Origin of the sequence: Oribacterium sp. P6A1, assembly GCF_000702885.1 — a bacterium.
Taxonomy (GTDB): domain Bacteria; phylum Bacillota; class Clostridia; order Lachnospirales; family Lachnospiraceae; genus Oribacterium.
This window is the reverse complement of record NZ_JNKO01000004.1, coordinates 133,718-156,741: the sequence shown is the minus strand read 5'-3', so window position 1 is coordinate 156,741 and position 23,024 is coordinate 133,718. Positions and strand designations below refer to the sequence as shown.

35 protein-coding genes are annotated in these 23,024 nt (G+C 42.5%); all 35 read right to left on the bottom strand.

From position 1 onward, the window contains the following. Window positions 1–41 precede the first annotated feature (41 nt). The 35 genes from T515_RS04315 to T515_RS04150 all read right to left on the bottom strand — a co-directional run bounded on the left by T515_RS04315 (window position 42) and on the right by T515_RS04150 (window position 22,976). Complete coding sequence (locus T515_RS04315) at window positions 42–848, bottom strand: energy-coupling factor transporter transmembrane component T family protein (protein ID WP_036607969.1); 807 nt, start codon at window positions 846–848, stop codon at window positions 42–44. After that, window positions 848–2,881 carry an energy-coupling factor transporter ATPase gene (locus T515_RS16395; protein WP_051671417.1) on the bottom strand — a complete coding sequence of 678 codons (2,034 nt, stop codon included), beginning with the start codon at window positions 2,879–2,881 and terminating at the stop codon, window positions 848–850. Before T515_RS16395 ends, T515_RS04315 begins: the two co-directional genes overlap by 1 nt. Window positions 2,882–3,125: 244 nt before the next feature. Continuing rightward, on the bottom strand, window positions 3,126–4,601 hold the full coding sequence (locus tag T515_RS18175) for a hypothetical protein (RefSeq protein WP_036607967.1): 1,476 nt from the start codon (window positions 4,599–4,601) through the stop codon (window positions 3,126–3,128). 200 nt (window positions 4,602–4,801) lie between these two features. Next, window positions 4,802–5,338: a bL17 family ribosomal protein gene (locus T515_RS04300; protein WP_036607965.1), complete on the bottom strand. Its 537-nt coding sequence runs from the start codon at window positions 5,336–5,338 to the stop codon at window positions 4,802–4,804. Window positions 5,339–5,429: 91 nt separating this feature from the next. Next, window positions 5,430–6,383: a DNA-directed RNA polymerase subunit alpha gene (locus T515_RS04295; RefSeq protein WP_036607963.1), complete on the bottom strand. Its 954-nt coding sequence runs from the start codon at window positions 6,381–6,383 to the stop codon at window positions 5,430–5,432. 26 nt (window positions 6,384–6,409) lie between these two features. Continuing rightward, window positions 6,410–7,003: a 30S ribosomal protein S4 gene (gene rpsD, locus T515_RS04290; protein ID WP_036607961.1), complete on the bottom strand. Its 594-nt coding sequence runs from the start codon at window positions 7,001–7,003 to the stop codon at window positions 6,410–6,412. Between the two features lie 144 nt (window positions 7,004–7,147). Further along, on the bottom strand, window positions 7,148–7,537 hold the full coding sequence (gene rpsK, locus T515_RS04285) for a 30S ribosomal protein S11 (protein WP_036607960.1): 390 nt from the start codon (window positions 7,535–7,537) through the stop codon (window positions 7,148–7,150). 131 nt (window positions 7,538–7,668) lie between these two features. Continuing rightward, window positions 7,669–8,037 carry a 30S ribosomal protein S13 gene (gene rpsM / locus T515_RS04280; RefSeq protein WP_036607957.1) on the bottom strand — a complete coding sequence of 123 codons (369 nt, stop codon included), beginning with the start codon at window positions 8,035–8,037 and terminating at the stop codon, window positions 7,669–7,671. A gap of 21 nt (window positions 8,038–8,058) precedes the next feature. Next, a complete protein-coding gene (rpmJ, locus tag T515_RS17015) occupies window positions 8,059–8,172 on the bottom strand; it encodes a 50S ribosomal protein L36 (protein ID WP_003022746.1) in 114 nt (37 codons plus the stop codon). Window positions 8,173–8,285: 113 nt separating this feature from the next. Further along, window positions 8,286–8,504, bottom strand: coding sequence for a translation initiation factor IF-1 (infA, locus tag T515_RS04275; protein ID WP_007157657.1), 219 nt, complete (start codon window positions 8,502–8,504; stop codon window positions 8,286–8,288). A gap of 40 nt (window positions 8,505–8,544) precedes the next feature. Further along, window positions 8,545–9,297, bottom strand: coding sequence for a type I methionyl aminopeptidase (gene map, locus T515_RS04270; RefSeq protein WP_036607954.1), 753 nt, complete (start codon window positions 9,295–9,297; stop codon window positions 8,545–8,547). A gap of 94 nt (window positions 9,298–9,391) precedes the next feature. Continuing rightward, a complete protein-coding gene (locus T515_RS04265; protein ID WP_036607951.1) occupies window positions 9,392–10,039 on the bottom strand; it encodes an adenylate kinase in 648 nt (215 codons plus the stop codon). Between the two features lie 79 nt (window positions 10,040–10,118). Beyond that, the gene (secY, locus tag T515_RS04260) at window positions 10,119–11,459 is read right to left on the bottom strand and encodes a preprotein translocase subunit SecY (protein WP_036607948.1); all 1,341 of its coding nucleotides are present in this window, start codon (window positions 11,457–11,459) and stop codon (window positions 10,119–10,121) included. Continuing rightward, entirely contained in the window at window positions 11,459–11,902 is a 444-nt protein-coding gene (gene rplO / locus T515_RS04255; protein ID WP_036607945.1) for a 50S ribosomal protein L15, read from the bottom strand. Before rplO ends, secY begins: the two co-directional genes overlap by 1 nt. An 11-nt stretch (window positions 11,903–11,913) precedes the next feature. Further along, a complete protein-coding gene (gene rpmD / locus T515_RS04250; protein WP_029199686.1) occupies window positions 11,914–12,099 on the bottom strand; it encodes a 50S ribosomal protein L30 in 186 nt (61 codons plus the stop codon). 17 nt (window positions 12,100–12,116) lie between these two features. After that, window positions 12,117–12,626, bottom strand: coding sequence for a 30S ribosomal protein S5 (gene rpsE, locus T515_RS04245; RefSeq protein WP_036607943.1), 510 nt, complete (start codon window positions 12,624–12,626; stop codon window positions 12,117–12,119). Between the two features lie 21 nt (window positions 12,627–12,647). Continuing rightward, a complete protein-coding gene (gene rplR / locus T515_RS04240) occupies window positions 12,648–13,010 on the bottom strand; it encodes a 50S ribosomal protein L18 (protein WP_036607939.1) in 363 nt (120 codons plus the stop codon). Between the two features lie 16 nt (window positions 13,011–13,026). Further along, complete coding sequence (gene rplF / locus T515_RS04235; RefSeq protein ID WP_036607937.1) at window positions 13,027–13,569, bottom strand: 50S ribosomal protein L6; 543 nt, start codon at window positions 13,567–13,569, stop codon at window positions 13,027–13,029. A 98-nt stretch (window positions 13,570–13,667) separates the two neighbouring features. Then, window positions 13,668–14,069 carry a 30S ribosomal protein S8 gene (rpsH, locus tag T515_RS04230; protein WP_036607934.1) on the bottom strand — a complete coding sequence of 134 codons (402 nt, stop codon included), beginning with the start codon at window positions 14,067–14,069 and terminating at the stop codon, window positions 13,668–13,670. Between the two features lie 346 nt (window positions 14,070–14,415). Next, window positions 14,416–14,601, bottom strand: coding sequence for a type Z 30S ribosomal protein S14 (locus T515_RS04225; RefSeq protein ID WP_029199691.1), 186 nt, complete (start codon window positions 14,599–14,601; stop codon window positions 14,416–14,418). Window positions 14,602–14,613: 12 nt separating this feature from the next. Next, complete coding sequence (gene rplE / locus T515_RS04220) at window positions 14,614–15,153, bottom strand: 50S ribosomal protein L5 (RefSeq protein WP_036607932.1); 540 nt, start codon at window positions 15,151–15,153, stop codon at window positions 14,614–14,616. A 20-nt stretch (window positions 15,154–15,173) separates the two neighbouring features. Then, a complete protein-coding gene (gene rplX, locus T515_RS04215; protein WP_036607929.1) occupies window positions 15,174–15,479 on the bottom strand; it encodes a 50S ribosomal protein L24 in 306 nt (101 codons plus the stop codon). A 12-nt stretch (window positions 15,480–15,491) separates the two neighbouring features. Further along, window positions 15,492–15,860: a 50S ribosomal protein L14 gene (rplN, locus tag T515_RS04210; RefSeq protein WP_036607926.1), complete on the bottom strand. Its 369-nt coding sequence runs from the start codon at window positions 15,858–15,860 to the stop codon at window positions 15,492–15,494. A gap of 25 nt (window positions 15,861–15,885) precedes the next feature. After that, the gene (rpsQ, locus tag T515_RS04205; protein ID WP_036607924.1) at window positions 15,886–16,140 is read right to left on the bottom strand and encodes a 30S ribosomal protein S17; all 255 of its coding nucleotides are present in this window, start codon (window positions 16,138–16,140) and stop codon (window positions 15,886–15,888) included. Between the two features lie 17 nt (window positions 16,141–16,157). Further along, window positions 16,158–16,361, bottom strand: coding sequence for a 50S ribosomal protein L29 (gene rpmC, locus T515_RS04200; RefSeq protein WP_029199696.1), 204 nt, complete (start codon window positions 16,359–16,361; stop codon window positions 16,158–16,160). Continuing rightward, a complete protein-coding gene (gene rplP / locus T515_RS04195; RefSeq protein ID WP_036607922.1) occupies window positions 16,361–16,789 on the bottom strand; it encodes a 50S ribosomal protein L16 in 429 nt (142 codons plus the stop codon). The genes rpmC and rplP overlap by 1 nt, the downstream gene beginning before the upstream one ends. 2 nt (window positions 16,790–16,791) lie before the next feature. Further along, entirely contained in the window at window positions 16,792–17,454 is a 663-nt protein-coding gene (gene rpsC, locus T515_RS04190; protein ID WP_036607919.1) for a 30S ribosomal protein S3, read from the bottom strand. A gap of 14 nt (window positions 17,455–17,468) precedes the next feature. Next, window positions 17,469–17,858 (bottom strand): 50S ribosomal protein L22, encoded by a 390-nt coding sequence (gene rplV / locus T515_RS04185; RefSeq protein WP_036607917.1) that lies wholly within the window; start codon window positions 17,856–17,858, stop codon window positions 17,469–17,471. A gap of 34 nt (window positions 17,859–17,892) precedes the next feature. Continuing rightward, complete coding sequence (gene rpsS, locus T515_RS04180; protein ID WP_036607915.1) at window positions 17,893–18,165, bottom strand: 30S ribosomal protein S19; 273 nt, start codon at window positions 18,163–18,165, stop codon at window positions 17,893–17,895. A gap of 19 nt (window positions 18,166–18,184) precedes the next feature. Then, window positions 18,185–19,030, bottom strand: coding sequence for a 50S ribosomal protein L2 (gene rplB, locus T515_RS04175; protein WP_036607913.1), 846 nt, complete (start codon window positions 19,028–19,030; stop codon window positions 18,185–18,187). Between the two features lie 79 nt (window positions 19,031–19,109). Then, entirely contained in the window at window positions 19,110–19,409 is a 300-nt protein-coding gene (gene rplW, locus T515_RS04170; RefSeq protein ID WP_036607910.1) for a 50S ribosomal protein L23, read from the bottom strand. Then, window positions 19,409–20,029 carry a 50S ribosomal protein L4 gene (gene rplD, locus T515_RS04165; RefSeq protein WP_036607908.1) on the bottom strand — a complete coding sequence of 207 codons (621 nt, stop codon included), beginning with the start codon at window positions 20,027–20,029 and terminating at the stop codon, window positions 19,409–19,411. The genes rplW and rplD overlap by 1 nt, the downstream gene beginning before the upstream one ends. Before the next feature lie 25 nt (window positions 20,030–20,054). Next, a complete protein-coding gene (gene rplC, locus T515_RS04160) occupies window positions 20,055–20,684 on the bottom strand; it encodes a 50S ribosomal protein L3 (protein WP_036607906.1) in 630 nt (209 codons plus the stop codon). A gap of 52 nt (window positions 20,685–20,736) precedes the next feature. Beyond that, the gene (gene rpsJ, locus T515_RS04155) at window positions 20,737–21,054 is read right to left on the bottom strand and encodes a 30S ribosomal protein S10 (RefSeq protein ID WP_029199705.1); all 318 of its coding nucleotides are present in this window, start codon (window positions 21,052–21,054) and stop codon (window positions 20,737–20,739) included. Between the two features lie 668 nt (window positions 21,055–21,722). Beyond that, window positions 21,723–22,976, bottom strand: a complete 1,254-nt coding sequence (locus tag T515_RS04150; protein ID WP_036607902.1) for a hypothetical protein — start codon at window positions 22,974–22,976, stop codon at window positions 21,723–21,725. Window positions 22,977–23,024: the final 48 nt, after the last annotated feature.

Below are 23,024 nucleotides of genomic sequence, written 5' to 3'. Positions count from 1 at the left end.
GCTCCCCATTCAGGCGATGATTTTTACATCGCATTTTTTCGTTATATAAGATTTACAAATCTCGAAGCGATACACACAGCCAGATACATTATCATAAGAAGGTATGCTACCCTGTCTCTCGCCGCATATTTCAAAGGCTTCATCTTTGTTCTGCCCTCTCCTCCATGATAACAGCGGGCTTCCATAGCCATGGCAAGGTCATTGGCTCTTCTGAATGCGCTGATAAACAGTGGAACAAGAATCGGGACCATAGCCTTTGCCCTTTCTATGATATTTCCGGACTCAAAGTCAGCACCTCTTGCCTGCTGGGCCTTCATTATCTTGTCTGTTTCTTCAACAAGAATCGGGATAAATCTAAGGGCTATAGACATCATCATGGAAATCTCATGCACCGGAACTCCTATCTTCTTGAATACTCCAAGTCCCTTTTCCATACCGTCAGTAAGCTGATTAGGTGTTGTGGTCAATGTCATAAGCGATGAGCCTAAAACCAGAAGTACCAGTCTTATTCCCATCTTAAGTGCAATTTCAAGTCCCTCCCGTGAAATCTTCAGGATTCCAAACTGCACCAAAGGCTCTCCGGGAGTAAGGAAAAGATTAAAGCTGACTGATATCAAAAGCAGAATAACTATACTCTTGAGACCCTTTGTCATGAATTTGAATGGAACGTTACTTAACTTTATAAGTATGGCAAGCACAATCGCCGCAGCACCATACATGGTCCAGCTGTTCACGATAAACAGCGCAACAAGAAAAACCAGTGTTCCCATAAGCTTAACTCTGGGGTCAAGTCTGTGAATAATGGAATCTACAGGATAATACTGTCCTAGTGTTATTTCTCTGAACATCACAGAGCCTCCTTTCCGGAAGCCTTGTCTGCCGCGAGTTCCTCTTTATTGTAACGTTTCCAAAGATCAACTATGCAATGTGCCATTTCTTCAACCGTGTCAGGTCTGTCCTCAAAACGTATACCTACATCCTTTAAATCGTGGATAAGATAAGTCATCTGCGGTGCTCCAAGGCCCATTTCCTCCAGTTCTTTGTATCTCTTGAATATCTCTTCCGGAGTACCGGTCATCCTGAGCTCTCCATGATCGAGAACTATTACCTGGTCTGTATATCTTGCTACATCATCCATTGAATGAGATACAAGGATTATAGTCATTCCAACCTTATCATGAAGGGATCTTATCTGTGTGAATAAATCATCTCTTCCGGCAGGATCAAGTCCTGCAGTCGGCTCATCAAGAATGAGTACCTCGGGATGCATAGCCAGTACTCCGGCTATAGCAACTCGCCTCTTCTGGCCTCCGCTTAGTTCAAAAGGTGATTTTTTCCAGAATTCTTTTCCAAGTCCAACCATACTGAGTGCCTCTTCAGCCCTTTTCTGAGCTTCTTCCTGAGACAGTCCCTGATTTTTAGGGCCGAACATAACATCTGTCAATACATCTATTTCGAACAACTGATATTCCGGATACTGAAAAACAAGACCGACCTTAAACCTCAGCTGCTTCATATCCAGATTTTCGCTGTATATATTGATAAATCCTGTTCCCTTTTCATTTTCTTCATGAAGAGGACTCTGTCTGTAAACAGCGATATTTTTCGATTTATCTGCTCCTTCATTACATGTATTGTCAGGATTCATCTTTATGCTCTCTGACATATCTGAAATGAGCTTTCCTCCCCGGAAAGAAGTGCTTCCTGTATCAGATTTTTTTCCTGACTTTACATTGCTTTTTAAAAGCGCTGTATTGTCACGAAAATTCACCTCTATAGTACCTTCTGTGGCCTTTATAAGCCCGTTAAGGTGCTGTGTCAATGTTGACTTGCCGGATCCTGTATGTCCTATAAAACCAACCACAGAGCCCCTCTGAATATCAAAGGAGACATCCTTAAGGGCATAGCTCTCCATGGCAGTCCCCTTTTGATAAACATGACTCAGGTTACGAATACGCATCACAGGATCTGTTATTTCCATATGTTTTGGATTTTTCTTTACAAAATCAGGCTGAAAATCCACTTGCTTAGGGAGGCACTTCTGAAGATATGTAACCAGTTCCTCTCTTGTGAGAACAGCGTCAGGGACAGGCATACCTTCATTTTTAAGGATCCATGCAAGCTCAGTAACCTCAGGAACATCCATTCTTATTTCCTTAAGAGCTTTAACATTTTTAAAAACCTCTTTCGGTGACCCATCCATGACCATCTTGCCCTTATCCATAACGATGATACGATCGGCATCTACTGTTTCTTCCATGTAATGTGTAATAAGAATTATCGTCACGCCCTGGGTCTTATTTAATTCTTTAACTGTCTTAATGACCTCTGCACGACCGCTTGGGTCCAGCATGGCTGTAGGTTCATCAAGAACTATGGTTTTGGGTATCATGGCCATGGTCCCTGCTATGGCCACTCTCTGCTTTTGTCCTCCGCTGAGTCTGTTCGGAGACTTCATTCGATACGCCTCCATACCTACTGCCTTCAGAGCTTTGTTGACCCTTTCCCAGATTTCTCCTGTTGGGATTCCTATGTTTTCAGGGCCGAAACCTACATCCTCCTCAACAACAGATGCAATGATCTGGTTGTCCGGATTCTGAAAAACCATACCGGTTTCTTTTCTTATATCCCATAATTCCTTCTCGTTTTTAGTATCCCTGGAACTTACCAGCATGGTACCTTCTGAAGGCAGGTTAAGACCATTTATAAGCTTTGCAAGGGTGGATTTTCCGGATCCGTTGTGTCCTAATACACAGACAAAACTTCCTTCTTCTATAGACAGATTTACGTCGTTCAATGCACGGTTTTTCTCTACTACTTTGTCGTTTTCGTCAGTACGTATATAATCATATGCCAAATGTATCGCTTCTATGATTTTCACTTTTTTCTCCCGGTTTATATGATGCTTTAGTTCTAAGCAGATTAAAGTCAACTTTTTCAATTTAAATAGTTGTCAATCTGATTTAGTATATTTGAATTGACTGCAAAATACAAGGGCAGACCTCTGGGTCTGCCCTATATACATATACCTTAGCTGTACTTAATTCAAGCTTGTTTCTATTTTTATTATCTTCAATTAATGATTATTTTTCCGATAACTGAATTGGTATATTTTATACCTCAAATCAGCGTACCCAGTGTCCGTCAGCAGCAATAGTAAGACCGTCAAGTATGGTCGTCCCCTTTGCCATATGTCCGTAATTATTTCCGTTTTCTGCAGTCTTGGGATAGAAGTAATAATACTGATCAATACCGCTATCATATCTAATTATTACCCAGCCGGTTCTCATCTTACCATCTGCATCAAAGTAATAGCTTTTATCTCCGATGTTCACAACTGAGTTTCTATACATGAGTCCATAATACTCTCCTGCCTGAGGATTCATGTAATACCAGGTGTTGTTAATAAGGACCCAGCCGGTCTTCATGGCTCCGCTGTTTGATAGATAGTAGGTACAGTAATCATCCTTATGATAAAAGCCGGTCAGCATCTTACCTTCAGAGTCAAAGCGATAATATGCATTTTTCCACATCAGCCATCCGTCGCATACCACTGAACCGTTGCTTGTCTTAAAATACCAGTAATTGCCTTCTTTGAACCAGCTTCCGGTTGTATATGATCCTGAATTTGTTGTAACTGTTCCGCTTGATGAGGCACCGTTTTCATAACCGGGTAAAACAGTTGTCTGACCATTGTTTGAATTATAAACAGTATATGCAGACCCTGTATTGTAATCATTTATAGCTGCAGTGGATCCTGAAGATCCTGCAGCAATCTGTGATCCGTTTAAATCATTGTTGCTGTACAAAAGATATTTTGAATCAGTATACTGTCCGCTTCCGTCTGATGTTTCCCCGGCATTTATATTAAGATTTGAAGATATAACTGCAGATGACTCTTTTCCGTTTTTCTGTAATGCTGTATATGGAATTGTGGAAACCTCAAAGCTATATGAACCGGTATTAGTCATATAGGGATAAAGATTAAGAGCTGTCTGGTCTGTTATCAGATTCGCAGCCTTAACGCCGTCCCTATACAGACTCACCTTGTAGTATCCTGATGTATTGGAGGGAGCTGTCCACATGGCTAGTCCCAAAGTTGAATTACTCCATACAGGTGCTGAAGGAGACTGATATGTCCCCTTTAAACCTTTAAGAGATATTACAACTCTCAGGGCATAGTTTCCCTCTGTTCGCGCAGATACAAAATTACCTCCGTTTACATGCACATTTGTACTGTCGTAGGTGCCGCTAAAATAGTAGTAAGTATAATAGTCGTTTGAACGTTCCTTTTCCAATGATGTAAGATACACCTCCACATTGGGTGTACCTCCGATATTGAGTGTATCATTGCCTAACCATGTCACTTTACTGATTTCATACTGATTATTATCAGGAACCGAAAAATCACTTTCCGACAGAGACGGAATCTGATCATTACCGTCCAGTTCCAAAGTCTTTAAATAATCCGATACTGTTATACGGACCGAACTGATTCTTACGCTGGTATCTCCCGCGAAGGAAATACCGGATAAACTCATGACCAATATCGTCAGTACAAGCATGAATATGGCAGCATTTAAAGTTTTTTTATAACTCATAACCCTCTCCTGTTTATACACAGTCCTATATAAAATAAGTATAGCTTATGTACCTGAGCATTTGAATTACAAATCCTTTAATATGTATAATCTTTTTGTACAAGTACAACGCACGCGAGACAGCCTTATCACAAAAAAAGAGAACCATCACGAGGATGATTCTCTTAATTTCTCATAACGCTTTGGCGTTCCAGATCTGATTAAACCAGCTCAAGAAGAACTTCCATTGCAGCGTCGCCCTTTCTAAGGCCAACCTTAACGATACGTGTATAACCACCGTTACGTGTAGCATACTTAGCACCGTACTCATCGAAAAGCTTAGCAGCAAGATCTACCTTCTTGGTATTCTTCTTCTGACCAGCCTTAGCAGTTGGAACCTCAGTTACAGGGTAAAGGTATGCAAGGATCTGACGACGAGCAGCAAGTCTTGAAGGCTTGTCCTTCTTGATTGTCTTCTCAACTTCGTCATAAACTGTAACCTTCTTACCGTCTACAACTTCCTTAACACGCTTGCCCTCAGCATCCTTACGAGCAACCTTAGCCTTTACAGTTACTTCCTCGAAGTTGTCCTTCTCCTTAACTGCAAGAGCGATAAGCTTCTCAACCTGCTTACGAACTTCCTTAGCGCGTGCCTCAGTTGTAAAAATTCTTCCGTTATGAATAAGAGATGTTGTAAGAGCACGAAGCATAGCCTGTCTCTGTCTTGACTCTCTACCTAACTTTCTGTATTTTGCCATTTTTATAATCCTCCACCGTGCTTTTTAGTCTTACCGGTAAATACTTCTCAGCGTCTGTGGCCTTTCACAGATTACATACAATCAGAGAAGATTACTCTTCTCTGATTGTAAGGCTAAGATTTAATTCCTTAAGTTTTGCAAGTACTTCCTCAAGAGACTTACGACCAAGGTTACGAACCTTCATCATGTCCTCAGGAGTCTTTGCACAAAGCTCCTGAACCGTATTAATTCCGGCTCTCTTAAGGCAGTTATATGAACGAACTGATAACTCAAGTTCGTCAATATTCATCTCCAGCACTTTCTCCTTCTCGTCATCAGGCTTCTCAACCATAACCTCAGCATTCTGAGTGTTCTGTGAGAGCTCAACAAAGAAAGACAAATGCTCTGAAAGGAACTTTGCTGCATCAGATACAGCATCGTCCGGACTCATAGTTCCGTTTGTAAATACATCAATAGTAAGCTTGTCATAGTCAGTCATGTTGCCGACACGAGTATTGCTTATAGACATATTTACACGTTCAACTGGTGTATAGATTGCGTCAACATCGATCACTCCTGTTGGAAGGTCAGATGTCTTTGATCTGTCTGCACCAACATAGCCTCTGCCCGAAGTAACAGTTATCTCCATCTCGAAGTTCGCTGTACCATCAGTAGCAGCAATCTTCTGATCCGGATTAAGAATCTCAATATCTTCTGTAAGCTGGATATCGGATGCTGTAACAACACCCTCACCATCAAAGTTAAGATATAAAATCTTCGGGTCATCGGAGGACGATGTGTTCTTAATTTCAAGACTCTTGAGGTTCATGATAACCTCAGTCAGGGAATCCTTGACACCACGAATAGTATCACTATCCTTGTCTGCGCCGTTGATTTTCACCTGAGATACCGCAGTACCAGGTAATGCAGAAAGCATGATGCGTTTCAAAGCATTGCCAAGAGTTGTTCCATAGCCTCTTTCCAAAGGCTCACAAACAAATCTGCCGTACTTCTTATCATCTGAAATCTCAACAATCTCAATGTTTGGTTTCTCAAAATCGAACATGCAATGCCTCCTTTATTGCAGGCTAATTATTTTGAATACAACTCGACGATAAGCATCTCGTTAACCGGAACGTCGATTTCCTCTCTAGTAGGAAGCTGCTTTACAGTAGCCTTTAAGTTCTCCTGATCTGCATCAAGCCAAGCCGGTGTTAAACGACCGTTTGTTACCTCAAGGATATCCTTAAATCTCTGAAGAGACTTCTTGTTCTCCTTAACAGCAACTACATCACCTGCTGATACAAGGTATGAAGGAATGTTTACAACCTTACCGTTTACAGTAATGAGTCTGTGACCAACGATCTGACGTGCCTCACGACGAGTACGTGCAAGACCCATTCTGAAGATAACGTTATCAAGACGAGACTCAAGAAGTACCATAAGGTTTGTACCTGTCTGGCCCTTCATCTTGTTAGCCTTTGCATAGTAGTTTCTGAAAGGCTTCTCAAGTACGCCGTAAATGAACTTAGCCTTCTGCTTCTCACGAAGCTGAGTGCCATACTCTGACATCTTACGACGAGGATTTCTGAGCTGTCTGTTTGACTTCTTATCAATTCCTAAAAATACAGGGTCAAGTCCAAGTGACCTGCATCTTTTAAGTACGGGAGTTTTATCAACTGCCATAATTCTCTCTCCTTATTAATATCATGAAAAATTACGTGATACGTCCTTTACATCCTAAGACTTCTTCGGACAGATTTGCCGTTATTTTATACATACTACGGCCTATGTCTTTTAAGTTTTGCGTTAAGCTAATCCAAAAAAAGATTATACTCTTCTGCGCTTTGGTGGACGGCATCCGTTGTGTGGAACTGGTGTTACATCCTTGATAGATGTTACCTCAAGACCATTTGCCTGAAGTGCACGAATAGCTGCCTCACGTCCTGATCCTGGTCCCTTAACACTAACATCCACATACTTTAAGCCGTGTACTAAAGCTGCCTTAACAGCAGTTTCAGCAGCCATCTGAGCTGCATATGGAGTAGATTTTCTTGAACCTTTGAATCCAAGACCACCGGCACTTGCCCATGAAAGAGCGTTACCCTCTGCATCTGTCAGTGTAACGATAGTGTTGTTGAAAGATGCCTGAATATGTGCCTGTCCGCGTTCAACGTTTTTCTTTACGCGCTTCTTTGTTATTCTCTTACCTGAAGCCATATTAAAACTAACCTACTTTCCTTTAACTGTCTTCCTGTATTTAAAACATGAAGATCACAATAGTTACTTCTGATTTAAAATCAGATGGATCATTCCTGATCCGGACTTTCTTACCTTCAAGATGAAGTTAATTACTTCTTCTTGTTAGCTACAGTCTTACGTGGTCCCTTACGTGTTCTGGCATTGGTCTTTGTCTTCTGACCTCTAACCGGAAGACCTCTTCTGTGACGGATTCCACGGAAGCATCCGATCTCCTGAAGTCTCTTGATATCAAGAGCTGTTGATCTTCTGAGATCACCCTCTACTACCTGGTTCTCTGCAATATAGTTTGCGAGTACCTTTACTTCATCGTCAGTGAGATCCTTAACACGTGTATCAGGGTTAACGCCTGTTGCCTTGAGAATCTTATCAGCTGAAGACTGTCCGATACCATAGATATATGTCAGACCAATCTCGATACGCTTCTCTCTAGGTAAATCGACACCTGCAATACGAGCCATTTTTGTTTCCTCCTGTTAAAATTAACCTTGTCTCTGCTTGTGCTTAGGGTTTTCGCAGATAATTCTGATAGAGCCTTTACGCTTAATGACTTTGCATTTCTCGCAGATAGGCTTTACTGATGATCTTACCTTCATAGTAATTCCCCTTTCTAATAACGAATTCGAACAAAGTTGCCGTATTATTCTAACAAAAGCATCTTTACTTGTAAAGACTTTTTTCAACTAATGTAAGAATGATTTTTACAGCATTATTTGTCTCTCCAGATGATTCTGCCCTTTGAAAGGTCATACGGTGAAAGTTCAATCGTCACCTTGTCACCCGGAAGAATTCTAATGTAATTCATACGAAGCTTTCCGGAAATATGTGCAAGCACCTGATGGCCATTCTCAAGCTCAACCTGAAACATTGCATTCGGAAGTTTTTCGATCACTTTACCGGTAATCTCAATTACATCTGACTTTGACATTCAGTTCTCCTCTTCATTATTTTAATCATTTTCTTCTTATTTACTTAATCAGAGTAAGGATCTCAGGTCCATTCTCTGTAATAAGAATCGTATTCTCATAGTGGCATGATAAGCTGCCATCGTCAGGGATAACCGCCCATCCGTCAGCGCCTGTGTGCACATCCGGTGAACCCAATGTTATCATCGGCTCAACCGCAAGAACCATGCCTGCACACAATTTCGGTCCCTTTCTGCGAAGATCGTAGTTTGGAACCTCCGGATCCATGTGAATCTCAGATCCTATACCATGGCCGCAATAATCGGTTATGACACCGCAGCCCTGAGACTCTACATATCTTCCGATCGTGGCACAGATATCATTCAAATGATTTCCTTCCACTGCCTGCTCCGCACCTTTCCAGAATGCATCATAGCAGACTTTCATGATCTTCTTTGCATCATCGGAAACATCACCCACAGCCCATGTTCTGGTGGCATCTGCGTTGTAGCCATGATAGCTCGTACATGTATCTACAGAAACTATATCACCGTCTTTCAAAATACGATGGCGATCAGGAATACCGTGAATGACAACTTCATTTAATGATATACAGCAGCATCCGGGAAAATCATAAAGCCCCTTCATACTTGGGAACCCGCCAAGCTTGCGCATTGTCTTCTCCGCAAACTCATCAAGTTCTCCGGTACTGATACCGGGAGCGATCTTCTCACCAACTCTTTCATGCATTTCAGCAAGAATCTTTCCTGCCTCACGCATCAATTCGATTTCTCGCTTTGATTTGATTTCTATCATTTATAACTTCTTTCCGACTCAAAAACTTAGAAAAGGGGATACCACCCGGTTCTCATCACCGTGAGGACCGAATCATACCCTCAAAGTGTTACATTTATTTATTTTCAAGAATCGCAACCACATCATTAAATACTTCCTGAAGCTCCTTTGTACCGTCGACCTCGCGAAGTACATCGGCGTTCTTATAATAAGAAATAAGTGGTTCTGTCTGCTTATGATAAACATTGAGACGATCCTGAACTGTCTCAGGCTTATCGTCGGAACGAATGATCAATTCCGATCCGCATTTGTCACAGACATTCTCTGTCTTAGGAGCAGCATAGACAATGTGATATGTCGCTCCGCACTTAGGACATGCTCTTCTTCCTGACATACGCTTAACTATAGCCTCATCAGGAACCTCTATATCCATAGCGCAATCAATCTTATCACCTTTTTCAGCAAGTGCCTTTGTAAGACTCTCTGCCTGTGGAATAGTACGTGGGAAACCATCAAGTACATATCCATCCTTACAGTCATCCTGAGCAATTCTGTCAAGAAGCATACCGATGGTAACTTCATCAGGAACAAGCTCACCCTTATCCATGTAAGACTTTGCCTTCATTCCAAGCTCGGTACCGCCTTTGATGTTAGCTCTGAAAATGTCTCCGGTTGAAATATGTGGAATACCATACTTATCTGCAATCTTTATTGCCTGTGTGCCTTTTCCGGCACCAGGTGCTCCCAACATAACGATCTTCATTTAGGCCTCCAAATAATGTCTAATAAATAAACACTTATAGCCTCCCCGAAATCTTGTTTCAGAGGAGGCTTTGTTATAATCAGTCGTTTAAAAATCCCTTGTAATTTCTTACAACCATCTGTGACTCAATAGCCTTCAATGTCTCAAGTACTACACCGATTATGATGATCAGTGAAGTTCCTGCGAAAGAGATTCTTCCTACATTGAACACTCCGGATACGAATATCGGAATGATTGCAACGATAGCAAGGCCGGAAGCACCGATAAAAATAATATAAGTAAGAATACTGTCAAGGTAATCGCTGGTAGGCTTACCCGGACGAATACCCGGAATGAAACCACCCTGCTTTTTCATATTATTTGCAACTTCCAACGGATTAAAAGAAATCGACGTATAGAAATATGCAAAGAAGTACAGAAGCAGTATATAAACTATAAGTCCCACACTGTAAATAGGAGCATCAGGATCACACCATGAGCCTGAATTCAGACCTCTTATGATCTGTCCGACAACTGTACCATAATTAACATTAAGAACCTGTCCAATTACAACCGGCATAGTCATAAGTGAACTTGCAAAGATAACAGGCATTACGCTTGCTGTATTGACCTTGAGAGGAATTGATGAAGACTGTCCTCCAACGAGACCTCTACCCTGTACTCTACGGCTATACTGTACCGGTATCTTGCGTTCTGCGTCAGTCAAAACGACTGTAAATGCAACAAGAGCTATAAGACATGCTGCAATAATAATAGCAGCAACAACCATTGTTGCAACATTCTTTCCCTGTATGAATCTTACATACAGAGTCTGGAAATCACTCGGAACCGATGAAAGAATATTGAAAAGAAGCACCAGAGATATACCATTTCCGATGCCCTTATCTGTAATCTGCTCACCGATCCACATGAGAAGCGCCGAACCTGTTGTCATCGTTATTACAGCGATAACAACATCAGCGATCTTTCTCACTGTGCTCGCATCAGCGTAACCGATGAGAAGCCCCTGTCCTCCAAATCCGATAGCCATAGCACTTGACTCTATAAGAGCAAGTCCGATAGTTACGTATCTGGTATACTCAGTAAGCTTCTTTCTTCCCTCTTCACCATCCTTTTGCAACTCTTCAAGTGCCGGAATGGCAACTGTAAGAAGCTGGATGATGATGGATGAAGTAATATACGGTGTGATTGACAATGCGAAGACTGACAGCTGCTCAAAAGAGCCGCCAGTCATCGTATTAAACCAACCAAATGCATCATTGTTAGCCATGCTGTTGAACAGCTCGGCAAAATACTCTGAGTTTACACCCGGAATAGGAAGATTCGATCCAAACCTAATTACTACGAGCATCAGGAAAACGAATATAAGTCTATTTCTTAAATCCTTAACCTTAAATGCATTTAGTAGTGATTTGAACATTAGATTACCTCACAGGTTCCGCCTAAAGCTTCAATCTTTTCCTTTGCAGATGCAGAGAATGCTGTTAACTTAACGTTGAGCTTCTTTGTAAGCTCACCATTTCCAAGAACCTTAACACCATCGTTAACCTTCTTGATAACGCCCTTTGAAAGAAGAGCCTCGATAGTAACTTCCTCACCATCGTTGAACTTGTTCTCAAGAACTGAAAGGTTGATACCTGTGATAACCTTAGAATTACGATCCGTAAATCCTCTCTTAGGAATACGTCTGAATAAAGGCATCTGACCACCTTCGAAACCAGGTCTTGGTGCTCCAGATCTTGCCTTCTGACCCTTATGGCCCTTACCAGCTGTCTTGCCGTTTCCTGAACCATGACCACGGCCACGTCTGAAGTTCTTTGACTGCTTAGCGCCGTCAGCCGGCTTTAAATTAGCTAACTCCATTGTATGCCTCCTTAGATTTCTTCAACTTTTACAAGATGGTTGACTCTCTGAATCATACCTCTTGTAGCTCCATTGTCCTGAAGCTCTACAGTCTGACGAATCTTACGGAGACCAAGAGCCTGAACAGTTGCTCTCTGCTTAGGGATAGCACCGATTGGAGACTTTACAAGTGTAATCTTTAACTTCTTATCTGCCATTACTTTACCCTCCCTAATTAACCTGTAATCTCAGCTACTGTCTTACCACGAAGTGCAGCAAACTCCTCAGGAGTCTTCATTGCTGTAAGACCCTCAAGTGTAGCGAGAACTACGTTTGTCTTATTGTTTGAACCTAAAGACTTTGTACGAATGTTTCTGATACCAGCAAGCTCAAGAACAGAACGGGCAGGACCGCCGGCGATGATACCGGTTCCTTCAGGTGCCTTCTTAAGAAGTACTGTTGAACTTCCGAACTTACCAACATAATCGTGTGGTACAGACTTCTCATCTGTTACAGGAACTGTAACGATAGCCTTGCAAGCAGCCTCACGTGCCTTACGGATAGCCTCAGGAACCTCAACTGCCTTACCAATACCACAACCTACATGACCATTGCCATCACCAACTACTACGAGAGCAGAGAATCTCATGGTACGACCACCCTTAACAGTCTTCGCAACACGCTTGATGGCTACGACATTGTCGTTTAATTCTAACTGATTTACATCAATTCTTTCACGCTTCATCTTGCTTGTTTCTCCTCTCGATTAGAATTCAAGGCCGGCTTCTCTGGCAGCATCTGCAAGAGCCTGTACCTTACCGTGATAAAGGAAACCGCCTCTGTCAAATACAACAGTCTTAATTCCCTTAGCCATAGCCTTCTCAGCAATGGCCTTACCAACGTACTGAGCAGCCTCGATGTTATTTGTAATCTCTAACTTAGCATCCTTATCAAGTGTTGAAGCAGCGCAAAGTGTGTTGCCTGCTACATCATCGATAATCTGTGCATACATATGCTTGTCAGATCTGAATACACTAAGACGTGGTCTCTCTGGAGTACCAGATAAACGGTTTCTAAGTCTCATGTGCTTCTTCTGGCGAAGTTCAGCTTTATTTCTCTTACTTACCATTTCACTTTCCTCCTACTTACTTCTTACCTGTCTTACCAACCTTACGTCTGATGGTCTCGTCAGCATACTTGATACCCTTGCCCTTATATGGCTCCGGTCCTCTCTTGCTACGAATCTCAGCAGCGTACTGGCCAACTTTTTCCTTGTCAATACCCTTAACGAAGATGATGTTTGAACCCTCAAGAACAGTCTCAACGCCCTCTGGATCCTCCATTGTTACAGGATGAGAATAGCCAAGTGTAAGTGTAAGTGTCTTACCCTGCTTTGCAGCTCTGTAACCAACACCGTTGATCTCAAGCTTCTTCTCGAATCCGTTAGAAACACCGTCTACCATGTTCTGGAGAAGTGCTCTTGTAAGTCCGTGAAGGGACTTCTCTTTCTTATTATCATTAGGTCTTGTTACAACAACTTCTCCGTCCTTCTGCTCAAGAGTAAGCTCTGATGCAAAAGTCTTCTCAAGAGAACCCTTAGGTCCCTTTACAACTACGAGGTTGTTGTCCTTGATCTCAACAGTAACGCCTGCTGGGATAGCTACCGGTAATTTTCCGATACGTGACATACTATGTCTCCTCTCTCTTAAATTCTCTGTCTAATGACAGTTTTCAGATGTTAATAGTTTCAATTTGTGGTTAAATTCCAAATCCGGTCAGCAATGAATTACCAAACGAATGCGAGAACTTCTCCACCAACGCCCTTAGCTCTTGCCTCACGATCAGTCATAACGCCCTGATTTGTAGAAACAATTGCAATACCAAGACCGCCAAGAACAGAAGGCATGTTCTCCTTGCCTGCGTATACACGAAGACCAGGCTTAGAAATCTTGCGAATTCCGCTGATGATCTTTTCGTTCTTTGTAGCGCCGTACTTCAGAGTCACCTTGATGTCTTTAAACTTTCCGCCATCAACCAGCTCATACTTTGCGATGTAACCCTCATTTACAAGGATGTCAGCAATAGCTACTTTCATCTTTGATGATGGGATGGTTACTGTGTCATGCTTTGCAGTATTTGCGTTACGAATTCTTGTAAGCATATCTGCGATTGGATCACTCATACTCATTTTTACGGATATCCTTTCTCAAATAGTGTAAAAATAATTTGTTACAAATCCGAAATATTTTCGGACAAAGCAAATGCCACGTCTCCAGGTTGTTCTCACCCGACCAGTCCATCTCTTTTCCAAAAGAAAATAAATGCTTAATCGAATGGTACAGAACTGAATCTGCACTTCCTGTGGCGCAACATTTACATTATAACCATTTTATTCCGAGTTTCAACCCGGTCTGGCGTATCTTTTAGAAATATTTTTGTATTTCCTTGAATACAATCCAGAAATTATCACCTTTGACAACATTTTGGAATATATCCAAAACATTGCCATCGGCTCTATTTAGAGTTTTAAAGACTTACCAAGAAGCCTTCTTAACTCCTGGAATCTCACCCTTGTATGCTAACTCACGGAAGCAGATACGGCAGATGCCATACTTCTTGAGTACACTGTGTGGTCTTCCGCAGATCTTGCATCTTGTATAAGCTCTGGTAGAGAACTTAGGTGCCTTCTGCTGCTTTAACTTCATTGATAACTTAGCCATATTTCCCTCCGATTACTTTGCGAACGGCATGTTGAAAAGTCTGAGAAGTTCTCTTGCCTCTTCGTCAGTCTTAGCTGTTGTTACGAAGATAACATCCATACCTCTAACCTTGTCAACCTTATCGAACTCGATCTCAGGGAAAATGAGCTGCTCCTTGAGTCCAAGTGCATAGTTTCCTCTGCCATCAAATGCATTAGGATTTACGCCTCTGAAGTCTCTTACTCGAGGAAGCGCAAGATTGATAAGTCTGTCAGCAAACTCATACATCTTCTCACCACGAAGAGTAACCTTGCAACCGATTGCCTGTCCCTCTCTGATCTTGAAGTTTGCGACTGACTTCTTTGCCTTAGTTGTTACAGCGTGCTGACCTGTGATGATCTCAAGATCACGAACTGCGCTGTCGAGAACCTTGGAATTTTCCTTAGCTTCTCCAACTCCCATGTTGATAACGATCTTATCAAGCTTTGGGATCTCGTTTACATTCTTGTAACCGAACTTCTTAACCATAGCATCCTTAATCTCGCTATTGTAAAGATCCTTTAATCTAGCCATTTTAAAATTCCTCCTTTCTCTTAGTCAATAACCTTACCAGTTTTCTTAGCAACTCTAACCTTCTTGCCATCTCTTACTTCGAAACCAACACGTGTTGGCTGTCCGTCTACAACGAGCATAACATTAGAAGCGTCGATAGCTGCTTCCTTGTGAAGGATGCCACCCTGAGGATTAGCCTGGGATGGCTTCTGGTGCTTGGTTACCATATTGCAGCCTTCAACGACTACCTTATTGGTTGCCGGGTCAAAGCTGAGAACCTTGCCCTGCTTACCATTGTCCTTACCGGCAATGATCTGTACCATATCGTCTTTCTTAATTCTACGCATCTGGTAACCTCCTTACAGTACTTCCGGAGCGAGTGAAACGATCTTCATGTAACCATGATCACGAAGCTCTCTAGCTACCGGTCCAAAAATACGAGTTCCCTTTGGTGTTCCATCGTCCTTGAGAATAACTGCTGCATTCTCATCGAACTTGATGTAACTACCATCTTTACGACGAATATCATCAACTGTTCTAACAACAACAGCCTTAACAACATCGCCCTTCTTTACCTGTCCGCCAGGGATTGCATCCTTAACAGATGCTACGATTGTATCTCCGACTGCAGCATATCTTCTGGTTGAGCCACCCATAACGCGGATGCAAAGAAGCTCTCTTGCACCTGTGTTATCAGCAACTCTAAGTCTTGTTTCCTGCTGAATCATATAATGCTCCTTCCTTGCCTCTTAATTATTTAGCCTTCTCAACGATCTCTGTCAGTCTCCATCTCTTGGTCTTTGACAGTGGTCTTGTAGCCATAACCTTAACTGTATCGCCAACACCAGCCTCGTTGTTCTCGTCATGAGCATAGATCTTAACTGTTCTCTTAACGATCTTACCGATTACCGGATGCTTTACGTGATCTTCGATAGCGATAACGATGGTCTTGTCCATCTTTGCACTAACGACCTTACCGGTACGTGTCTTTCTAAGATTTCTCTCCATTGTTGTGCTCTCCTTTCTCACGCTTTAGCTTTCTCTGTGATAACTGTCTGAATACGCGCGATGTTCTTACGAACCTCTGTTATTCTAGCTGTATTATCAAGCTGATTTGTTGCGTTCTGGAATCTCAGGTTAAAGAGTTCCTTCTTGGCTGAAACAAGGTCAGCATTAAGCTGCTCTGTTGACTTTGCCTTTAACTCATCTAAGTAGGTTTTCTTCTTCATTAGTTATCACCGCCTTCCAGATCTGCCTTGGAAACGATCTTGCAATTACAAGGAAGCTTGTGTGATGCAAGTCTAAGTGCCTCTCTTGCGATCTCCTCAGGTACGCCTGCTATCTCAAACATTACTCTACCTGGCTTAACAACTGCTACCCAATATTCTACAGCACCCTTTCCGGAACCCATTCTGACTCCGAGTGGCTTTGCTGTGATTGGCTTATCAGGGAAGATCTTGATCCAAACCTGACCGCCACGCTTAATGTATCTTGTAAGGGCTACTCTGGCTGCCTCGATCTGATTTGATCTGATCCAGCAAGGCTCAGTTGCGACAATACCAAACTCACCATAAGAAATCTTGTTTCCTCTGGTAGCTTTGCCCTTCATGTTACCACGAATCTGCTTACGATACTTCGTTCTCTTTGGCATTAACATAATTACTTATCGCTCCCTTCCTTGTTTTTCTTGGCAGGAAGAACTTCTCCCTTATATACCCAGACCTTAACACCGAGCTTACCGTATGTTGTATCAGCCTCGGCAAAGCCGTAGTCGATATCAGCTCTTAAAGTCTGAAGAGGAATTGTACCCTCAGAATAGAACTCACGTCTAGCGATATCAGCACCGCCAAGACGACCTGAAACTGATGCCTTGATACCAAGAACGCCAGACTTCATAGTTCTCTGCATAGCCTGCTTCATTGCTCTTCTGAAAGATACACGGTTCTCAAGAGAAAGTGCGATGTTCTCTGCTACAAGCTGAGCATCACGATCAGGTCTCTTGATCTCCTTAATATCGATGTTTACGTTCTTTGAAGTAAACTTCTGAACTTCTTTTCTTACCTTCTCGATCTCTGCGCCGCCCTTACCGATTACGAATCCAGGCTTTGCTGTAAAGATAACTACACGAACCTTGTCGTTTGCAGCTCTCTCGATCTCGATCTTTGAAACGCCTGCAGAATAAAGTCTCTTCTTCAGGAATTTTCTGATATTGTAGTCCTCAACAAGTGTATCGCCAAAGTTCTTCTTGTCAGCATACCACTTGGAATCCCAATCTTTTATAACGCCGACTCTAATGCCGTGCGGATTGACTTTCTGTCCCATTTATATGCCTCCTTTTACTTTCTCTCGTCTAAAACTACAGTAATGTGTGAGTTTCTCTTTAAGATTCTATAAGCTCTGCCCTGTGCTCTTGGATGAATTCTCTTCATTGTTGGAGCTGCACCAGCATAGCACTCAGCAACATAGAGGTTATCTCTGTTCATGTTGTTGTTGTTCTCTGCGTTAGCAGCAGCAGACTCAAGAAGCTTCTTTACTAATGTAGAAGCATATCTAGGGTTGTATGAAACAATACCGAGTGCCTCGTCAAGATTCTTGCCTCTGATAGCATCAAGAACGAAGCATGCCTTCTGAACTGATACTCTTGCATATGAAAGAGTAGCTGAAGGTCTCTTTACAGTATTTGCATTTCTCTCTCTCTTAATCTGAGATCTATGACCTTTTGACATTGTTAAAATGTCCTCCTTTCAAATATGCGCGAGTTTAAGCTCTCTTCTCGTTACCGCTGTGGCCGTGGAAAGTTCTTGTTACAACGAACTCACCAAGCTTATGACCAACCATGTCCTCTGTAACATATACAGGAACGTGCTTTCTTCCATCGTGAACCGCAATCGTGTGACCAACAAAAGATGGGAAGATTGTGGAACGACGAGACCATGTCTTAATTACGGCCTTGTTTCCGGAAGCATTCATTGCATCAACTGCCTTCTTAAGTGAAGCATCGATGAATGGTCCTTTTTTAATTGAACGTGCCATATTTTTCTCTCCTCCTCAATTATTTGATGGCTCTACCATCGCGTCTTCTGATAATAAGCTTATTAGAAGCCTTCTTCTTGTTACGTGTCTTGAGACCAAGTGCCGGCTTACCCCAAGGTGTGCAAGGTCCGGATCTACCGATAGGTGCTCTACCTTCTCCACCTCCGTGTGGGTGATCGTTAGGGTTCATAACAGAACCACGAACTGTTGGACGCCATCCCATGTGTCTCTTTCTACCAGCCTTACCGATATTGATAAGGTTGTGATCGCCGTTACCTACAACACCGATTGTTGCACGGCACTCGATAGGAACCATTCTCATCTCGCCTGATGGAAGACGAAGTGTTGCATACTTTCCTTCTCTTGCCATAAGCTGAGCAGCGTTACCTGCTGAACGAACCATACGTGCGCCCTTACCAGGAAGGAGCTCGATAGCATGTACGTTTGTACCTACAGGAATCTTTGAAAGAGGAAGACAGTTACCTACTCTTGCCTCTGCATCAGGGCCGCTCATTACCTTCATACCGTCTGTAAGACCGTTAGGAGCAAGGATATATGCCTTTGCACCATCAGCATAAGCGATAAGAGCAATGTTAGCTGTTCTGTTAGGATCATACTCGATTCCGATTACAGTTGCAGGAATTCCATCCTTTGTGTTTCTCTTGAAATCGATGATTCTGTATTTCTGTCTGTTTCCACCACCCTGGTGACGAACAGTAATCTTACCTTGATTGTTTCTACCAGCGTTCTCCTTAACTGTAGAAAGAAGTGATCTCTCAGGAGTCTTCTTTGTAATCTCAGAAAAGTCTGAACCGGTCATGTTTCTTCTCGAAGGTGTATAAGGTTTATATGTCTTAATACCCATGACTTGTTTTCTCCTTTTATGTTGTCACGTATAATAGAGAATTTTTCACGTGACTGTGTTTGCTATGTCAACTTGGAAATCAAAGACCCTTGAAGATCTCAATATCCTTTGACTCCTCTGTCAATGTAACGATAGCCTTCTTTGTCTTGGCTGTCTTGCCGAACTTAAGACCTCTTCTCTTTGTCTTACCGTCAGCGTTCATTGTGTTAACAGCCTTTACCTTTGCTCCCTCGAACATCTTCTCAACGGCCTCTTTAACCTGAGACTTTGTTACTTCAGGATTTACAAGGAATGTATACTTCTTGGATGCCATCTCGCCCATAGACTTCTCAGTAACTACCGGACGAAGAATAACGTCATAATACTTGATATCTGCCATTATGCGTATACCTCCTGAATCTTCTCAACAGCTGCCTTTGTAGCAACTACTGTCTGGTACTTAAGTACGTCATAAACATTGAGTTCGTTAACACCGGCTGTCTTAACATCTTCGATGTTTCTAGCTGAAAGAACTGCGTTCTTATCTGCAGAATCAAGAAGAACGAATGCCTTATTAACCTTAAGAGCATCAAGCATAGCCTGGAAGTTCTTGGTCTTGATCTCAGGGAACTTGATCTCATCTACTACGATAAGCTTGTTCTCAAGAACGGCATTGGAAAGTGCAGACTTAAGAGCTGCTCTCTTTTCCTTCTTGTTCATTGTTGTTGTGTAATCACGTGGTGTAGGTGCGAATACAACTCCGCCGCCCTTCCACTGCGGTGCTCTGATAGAGCCCTGTCTTGCATGTCCTGTTCCCTTCTGTCTCCAAGGCTTTCTTCCGCCTCCTGAAACTTCAGAACGAGTTAATGCTTTCTGTGTGCCCTGACGCTTGTTAGCAAGCTGAGCAACAACTGCGAGGTGAAGAAGGTGCTCGTTAACCTCAACTCCAAATACGGAATCTGCGAGATCCATCTTGCCAACTTCCTTACCCTGCATATCAAATACTGATACGTTAGCCATCTATATGTTCCTCCTTTCTTTCGTCTCAGGCCTTTACTGCTTCTTTAACAGTAATAAGAGCCTTCTTAGGTCCCGGTACAGCTCCCTTGATAAGAAGCAGGTTATTCTCAACATCAACCTTAACGATTGTAAGGTTCTGAGTTGTTACCTTTACTGCACCCATGTGTGAAGGCATTCCCTTACCAGGAAGTACTCTTGAAGGTGTAGCAGATGTACCGTTAGAACCCTGATGACGGTGGAACTTGGAACCGTGACCCATAGGTCCTCTGTGCTGACCATACTTTCTGATAGCTGACTCGAATCCCTTACCCTTTGAAATAGCGGTAACGTCTACCTTGTCACCCTCAGCGAAGATGTCTGCCTTAATCTCATCCTTAACGTTGTAGTTCTCAGCGTCCTCAAGTCTTAACTCCTTGACAAATCTCTTGCAAGGAACGCCAGCCTTATCAAACTGACCCTTCTGTGGCTTGTTGACAAGCTTCTCTCTCTTGTCCTGGAAGCCTACCTGAATTGCTGCGTAACCGTCATTCTCTACTGTCTTAACCTGTGTTACTACACAAGGACCAGCCTGAAGTACAGTTACTGGAATAAGCACGCCATCTGCATCCCAGATCTGTGTCATTCCTACTTTTGTAGCTAAAATAGCTTTCTTCATGTGTTCTCCTTTCTACAGCGGAGTCCGATGTCTCAGACTCATCCTAGAATCATTACTTATTCTTCATCTTGATATCAACGTAAACGCCTGCAGGCATCTCCAGTCTCTGAAGAGCATCCATTGTCTTCTGGTTAGGACTGATAACGTCGATAAGTCTCTTGTGAGTTCTCTGCTCAAACTGCTCACGAGAATCCTTGTACTTATGTACAGCACGAAGGATTGTAACAACTTCCTTCTTTGTTGGAAGAGGTACCGGTCCGGAAACCTGTGAACCTGTCTTTTTGCAGTTCTCCACAATCTTTGCGGCTGATTCGTCCACAAGTGTGTGGTCGTATGCCTTGAGTGTGATTCTCATTACTTGACTTGCCATAAAAAAAGTCGCCTCCTATCGGTTATTTGACGATAAGTCGGTGACTGTACATTAACATGCATGCAAAACAATCGTGAGATAAATGTTGCGTGCATCAAAATCCATTTGCTGTTTAATGGATTAAATTGTAGTACAGTGACCTGCCGTCAGTTTCTAAACTAGACATTCGCTCCATGAAGTTCTCTTACATGTCTTATACTTGGTTGCCGTATCAGTTCTCAGTCGGAACCCGGAGGTTCACTGGATCTTTTCAGATAATACTGTACGGATCTTGGCTTTCGTCCATGCAAGTAATCTTCATTTCATTGCTATCATGTCACAGCGAATACTAAGATAACACAGGCTTTTTTGTATTTCAAGCGGTTTTTCCTAAAAAATGTATAAAATCCTATGCATTTTCCACCTAGCCGTGCGTATCTTTGTTAATGTACCGCCCAGCAGGGTCACACCCTGCCGTGCGTGTCATATAATATCATCAGCTTTGTTTATTTGCAAGCCCCTATTTGCTTCATTTTAGAAAAAGTTATGGAGTACTGTCCCCCCTGGTGGATTTAGTGCCGGCCGTCAAATGCGCATTTGTATAAGTCCTGCGCACATGTGACGTCTTTATCATGAAAAAAGAGCCCGGCTTCTGCCGGACTCTTTAACTCATTCTTTGCAATCTTTCATTAATCAATCTCATCAATGTCAGGGGATGTAGCTGTAAGTGTAGAGAAGCTTCCATCGATGCTTGATTTTAATGTACCGTCTGAGTTTGTCGATACTTTATTTCCATCTGCATCTTTGAGGCTTGTTTTATTCTTCTGAACCACTCCGCTGGTGGATACCACATAATCCTTACCATTAACGGTACATACCATATACTTGCAATCAGACTCTGCACACTGAAGCTTACCATTATAATAGAGGTAACCGTCCTTTACTCCGGTATATCCTCTTCCGTTGGACTGTGCATAGAATGTGATTCTATCGCCATCTGCCTCAGTCATGGAAAATCTTCCGGTCTTTACCGAACAGTCATTCTTTGAAGAGCCGCAATAATAATAGTAGCTTTCGCTGTCATTCTCGGTATAGCCCTTCTGCATTCCATATACAGGATTTCCCTTTTCATTGAAGAGGTATTTCTTTGAATTAATGGACTGTACAAGGTAGGTAGAATTCGAACCTGCTGCAACATATCCGTTACCCTTGAAGTAGAAATACTCCACATCTCCTGTTGAAAGATTCTCATCATAAGAACCGGATCCGGAAGCCTCCATAGGACCTACCGTAGTGTACCATGTTCCGGAAATCTGCTGACCCTGCTTAAAATTACCGTCAGACTTCTCTGAGAAATACATATATCCCGAAATCTCAGGTGTGGCATCCGTAACCTTGGCCCAGCCAAGCTGCATAACGCCATTCTCATCAAAACCATACTTTACGCCATCAATAGTCTTTACCGTAACATTTTCATTCTCGGCACAATACTTCTGGTTGTTGCTGGTATTGAAATAGAACCATGCATAAGAGCCGGTTGAGAAATGTGAATTGCTGCTGTAATAATAGCTAAGTTCATCCGGTATAGGGATGTACTTCCACCCTGATGCCGCTGCACCTGAATTCGGATCACAATAATACTTGTAATCCTCTATCCAGCCTGTCTGCATGATGCCGTTCTCGTCGAAATAATATCTGTATCCATTCACAGTCTGCCAACCGCTTTTGCGAAGTGTTCCGTCCTGTGTCGCATAATACCAAATAACCTGACCGTTGCTGCTGGCTTTAATCCATGAATTTGTAACAACGCTTCCGCTGTCCTGAACATATACTTGCTCACCGCTTGAATTTGTTGTCCATCCTGCCGCATAAACACTTATGGCAGAAATTGCTGCCAATGCCCCCGTTACAAGCATCAGTTTTGCAAGTTTCTCTTTTAACATATAACACCCTCCTGATGATCCCCCGGAGGAATCACCATCCAATCCTTA

Bases quoted from the DNA above. Each gene is read 5' to 3' on its own strand.
- T515_RS04315 (WP_036607969.1), bottom strand. From the start codon at position 848: ATGTTCAGAGAAATAACACTAGGACAGTATTATCCTGTAGATTCCATT.
- T515_RS18175 (WP_036607967.1), bottom strand. From the start codon at position 4,601: ATGAGTTATAAAAAAACTTTAAATGCTGCCATATTCATGCTTGTACTG.
- T515_RS04300 (WP_036607965.1), bottom strand. From the start codon at position 5,338: ATGGCAAAATACAGAAAGTTAGGTAGAGAGTCAAGACAGAGACAGGCT.
- T515_RS04295 (WP_036607963.1), bottom strand. From the start codon at position 6,383: ATGTTCGATTTTGAGAAACCAAACATTGAGATTGTTGAGATTTCAGAT.
- rpsD (WP_036607961.1), bottom strand. From the start codon at position 7,003: ATGGCAGTTGATAAAACTCCCGTACTTAAAAGATGCAGGTCACTTGGA.
- rpsK (WP_036607960.1), bottom strand. From the start codon at position 7,537: ATGGCTTCAGGTAAGAGAATAACAAAGAAGCGCGTAAAGAAAAACGTT.
- rpsM (WP_036607957.1), bottom strand. From the start codon at position 8,037: ATGGCTCGTATTGCAGGTGTCGATTTACCTAGAGAGAAGCGTATCGAG.
- rpmJ (WP_003022746.1), bottom strand. From the start codon at position 8,172: ATGAAGGTAAGATCATCAGTAAAGCCTATCTGCGAGAAATGCAAAGTC.
- infA (WP_007157657.1), bottom strand. From the start codon at position 8,504: ATGTCAAAGTCAGATGTAATTGAGATTACCGGTAAAGTGATCGAAAAA.
- map (WP_036607954.1), bottom strand. From the start codon at position 9,297: ATGATAGAAATCAAATCAAAGCGAGAAATCGAATTGATGCGTGAGGCA.
- T515_RS04265 (WP_036607951.1), bottom strand. From the start codon at position 10,039: ATGAAGATCGTTATGTTGGGAGCACCTGGTGCCGGAAAAGGCACACAG.
- secY (WP_036607948.1), bottom strand. From the start codon at position 11,459: ATGTTCAAATCACTACTAAATGCATTTAAGGTTAAGGATTTAAGAAAT.
- rplO (WP_036607945.1), bottom strand. From the start codon at position 11,902: ATGGAGTTAGCTAATTTAAAGCCGGCTGACGGCGCTAAGCAGTCAAAG.
- rpmD (WP_029199686.1), bottom strand. From the start codon at position 12,099: ATGGCAGATAAGAAGTTAAAGATTACACTTGTAAAGTCTCCAATCGGT.
- rpsE (WP_036607943.1), bottom strand. From the start codon at position 12,626: ATGAAGCGTGAAAGAATTGATGTAAATCAGTTAGAATTAAACGACAAT.
- rplR (WP_036607939.1), bottom strand. From the start codon at position 13,010: ATGGTAAGTAAGAGAAATAAAGCTGAACTTCGCCAGAAGAAGCACATG.
- rplF (WP_036607937.1), bottom strand. From the start codon at position 13,569: ATGTCACGTATCGGAAAATTACCGGTAGCTATCCCAGCAGGCGTTACT.
- rpsH (WP_036607934.1), bottom strand. From the start codon at position 14,069: ATGAGTATGAGTGATCCAATCGCAGATATGCTTACAAGAATTCGTAAC.
- T515_RS04225 (WP_029199691.1), bottom strand. From the start codon at position 14,601: ATGGCTAAGTTATCAATGAAGTTAAAGCAGCAGAAGGCACCTAAGTTC.
- rplE (WP_036607932.1), bottom strand. From the start codon at position 15,153: ATGGCTAGATTAAAGGATCTTTACAATAGCGAGATTAAGGATGCTATG.
- rplX (WP_036607929.1), bottom strand. From the start codon at position 15,479: ATGCGTAGAATTAAGAAAGACGATATGGTACAGATCATTGCCGGTAAG.
- rplN (WP_036607926.1), bottom strand. From the start codon at position 15,860: ATGATTCAGCAGGAAACAAGACTTAGAGTTGCTGATAACACAGGTGCA.
- rpsQ (WP_036607924.1), bottom strand. From the start codon at position 16,140: ATGGAGAGAAATCTTAGAAAGACACGTACCGGTAAGGTCGTTAGTGCA.
- rpmC (WP_029199696.1), bottom strand. From the start codon at position 16,361: ATGAAGAAGAAAACCTACTTAGATGAGTTAAAGGCAAAGTCAACAGAG.
- rplP (WP_036607922.1), bottom strand. From the start codon at position 16,789: ATGTTAATGCCAAAGAGAACGAAGTATCGTAAGCAGATTCGTGGTAAC.
- rpsC (WP_036607919.1), bottom strand. From the start codon at position 17,454: ATGGGACAGAAAGTCAATCCGCACGGCATTAGAGTCGGCGTTATAAAA.
- rplV (WP_036607917.1), bottom strand. From the start codon at position 17,858: ATGTCAAAAGGTCATAGATCTCAGATTAAGAGAGAGAGAAATGCAAAT.
- rpsS (WP_036607915.1), bottom strand. From the start codon at position 18,165: ATGGCACGTTCAATTAAAAAAGGACCATTCATCGATGCTTCACTTAAG.
- rplB (WP_036607913.1), bottom strand. From the start codon at position 19,030: ATGGGTATTAAGACATATAAACCTTATACACCTTCGAGAAGAAACATG.
- rplW (WP_036607910.1), bottom strand. From the start codon at position 19,409: ATGGCAGATATCAAGTATTATGACGTTATTCTTCGTCCGGTAGTTACT.
- rplD (WP_036607908.1), bottom strand. From the start codon at position 20,029: ATGGCTAACGTATCAGTATTTGATATGCAGGGTAAGGAAGTTGGCAAG.
- rplC (WP_036607906.1), bottom strand. From the start codon at position 20,684: ATGAAGAAAGCTATTTTAGCTACAAAAGTAGGAATGACACAGATCTGG.
- rpsJ (WP_029199705.1), bottom strand. From the start codon at position 21,054: ATGGCAAGTCAAGTAATGAGAATCACACTCAAGGCATACGACCACACA.
- T515_RS04150 (WP_036607902.1), bottom strand. From the start codon at position 22,976: ATGTTAAAAGAGAAACTTGCAAAACTGATGCTTGTAACGGGGGCATTG.